The sequence below is a fragment of the Flavobacterium sp. genome (assembly GCF_044371705.1).
Classification (GTDB): Bacteria; Bacteroidota; Bacteroidia; order Flavobacteriales; family Flavobacteriaceae; genus Flavobacterium.
Window position 1 is genome coordinate 1 of the sequence record NZ_JBILTE010000272.1, and the last position, 2,612, is coordinate 2,612.

Consider the following 2,612-nt stretch of genomic DNA (forward strand, 5'->3'; position numbering starts at 1 on the left):
GATAGATCTATTTGTTTAGACCATGACAATTTAGCATTATATGTATATACTATAGGTTTTTTTACTATTGTTTTGCCACATTACTATATTTTTAATCATAAAGATAAGTGGAAAGATATAATAGTTCAATTTGACCAACTCCCTAAAGAGAAAAATATGATAAGAGGTTGGTTAGTTTTTGTTTTTATTTTACTACTACTTTTTTTATTAATCTATGGTTTTTATTTGATGAGTACAATTGATTGGAGTCAGCATAAAATTTGAAATCCTGGTGAGGTTAGTCATTATTGATTGAGGCAAGTTATGAAAAGGGTGTTTTGTTTTTTGAACATGAAAAGGAATTGATTCTGGGTTATGTATTGTTTTTGGTTAAAGAATAAAGGTGTATTTTAGTTGAAATGTACTGACTTCAAATTTACTTTGAATTTGTTTATAACCATATAAGTCAAATAAGTTCATTGAAGTGTGACTTAGCTTTTAAAAAGAAACTTATATGACAAGTATTTAAAAATCAATAAATTTCAGAGGAGTCAAAGTAAGGGATACTTAAGGGATACTTAAGGGTTGTGGTACCTCAAATACATGAAATAAATAAAACTTCGAAGTCTTTCCATCAGCACTACTCAATTAAAAGGTCAACACGATGAATAGTGAAATTCACTTATATTACATTTTTATTTTTAAAAAATAACGAATCAAGTCTGCGACCCAACTCCTAACTATTATTGTAATTTCCAAAATCTGTGTTCAAAAGAAATCTGTGAATCCTCGTTTTTTATTAAAAAACAAACCCCAAAATCTCTCAATTTCAGGGTTTTTCAATTTTATATATTCTTACAACTTAATTCTTCAAATATTTTTCCAAAAACTGGTCTTGTTCCCAAAGCAAGTGCATGATGTTTTCTTTGGCTACATAACTGTGACTCTCTTTCGGTAAAATGACCATACGCACCGGAGCTCCTAAGTTTTTCAACGCTTGGAAGTAGCGTTCGGTTTGTAGGGTAAATGTCCCGGGATTGTTATCTGCTTCTCCGTGAGTCAATAACATCGGGGTTTTCATTTTATCGGCATTCATAAAAGGCGACATGCCGTTGTAAATTTCCGGTACATCCCAATAATTTCGTTGTTCGCTTTGAAAACCGAAAGGAGTCAACGTTCGGTTATAGGCTCCACTTCGTGCAATTCCACAAGCAAATAAATTGGAATGTGTCAATAAATTAGCGGTCATAAAAGCTCCATACGAATGTCCGCCCACCGCAACTTTATTTCGGTTGATGTAGCCTAATTTGTCTACTGCATCAATGGCAGCTTCGGCATCGGCAACTAATTGTTCAATAAAGGTGTCGTTGGGTTCGGTAGTTCCTTCGCCAATAATAGGGAACGCAGCATCGTCTAAAACGGCATAACCGCGAGTCACCCAATACACAAACGATCCATAATAAGGTAAAGTGAATTCATTGGAGTTTTTAGACGATTGTCCGGCTGTATTTTTGTCTTTAAATTCCTGAGGATATGCCCAAATCAATAAAGGCAATTTTTCTTTTTTAGTACGGTCGTAGCCGGCAGGTAAATATAACGTTCCTGATAAATCGACACCGTCTTTACGTTTGTAATTAATAACTTCCTTATAGACATCTTTGATGCTTTCAAACGGATTTTTAAAGTTGGTGATTTGTGTTAATTTATTTTTCGATTTAATATTTCTGTAGTAATAATTGGGGTATTCATTTTTCGATTGAATCATCACCAAAACATCGCCTTTTTTCAAATCGGCAATCGAATAGATGTCTTCTTTTTTATCTTTATAATTTGATTGATACAAGCGTTTCGTTTTTAAAGTGCCCAAATTGAACTCATCAATAAAAGGAAACTGACCCTCTTTAGTGTTCCCTTCGCCAATTAAATAAGCGTTGTTGTTTTCAATCGCAATGACGCCTCTGCCGTATTGATTTCTTTTGATTTCAAAGGAACCCGGGTCGGAATACATGTCTTGAGAGTTGCGGTCGTTAATTACTTTTGGAGCAACATTCGGATTGGACGGATTGATTAAATAGGTTTTCATGTTTCGTGTATCGTACCATTGGTCCATTACGATGGCGGTATTTTCATTTCCCCACATGATTCCCGCAAAACGCTGTTGTGTTTTTACCAAAGATGTAGGAGCATTTGAAAAAGGTGCATTCCATAAAAATACTTCATCTCTAAAATCTACTTTAACTGCTTGGTCGCCACCGTCAAGTGCTTCAACAAACACAAGTGTTGCGGGCTGATCAGCTCTCCAACTCATACTTCTTTTTCCTTTACGAACGGAAGAAAAACCTTTGGGCATTACTTCGGTTAAAGGCACTTCGTTTACCACTTTAATTTCTTTGCCCATAGTATCATAAACTACTGATTTTTGCGGAAAACGACTCAAAGGAACAATATAGGAATACGGTTTTTGAATGGTTGTAATCATCACATACGAACCATCAGGAGAAAAACTCACACCTGCATATAAATCAGCTTTTTTAAATAATTCCGCTTTTCCGGAGAGCGACACTTTGTATAGTTCCGATTTTGCTAATGCGTCAAAATTGGCTTCATCAGTAGGGTTTTTCAATAAATCCTGG

1 protein-coding gene and 1 pseudogene are annotated in these 2,612 nt (G+C 34.9%); one reads left to right on the forward strand and one right to left on the reverse strand.

Going from position 1 to position 2,612, the window contains the following annotated elements:
* Nucleotides 1–264, forward strand: a pseudogene (locus tag ACIQ2S_RS12865) (hypothetical protein); the annotation flags it as partial.
* 577 nt (nt 265–841) lie between these two features.
* Here the strand turns inward: ACIQ2S_RS12865 and ACIQ2S_RS12870 are convergent.
* Nucleotides 842–2,612, reverse strand: a 1,771-nt coding sequence (locus tag ACIQ2S_RS12870; protein ID WP_396176628.1) for an alpha/beta hydrolase family protein, incomplete at its 5' end; no start/stop codon positions are given.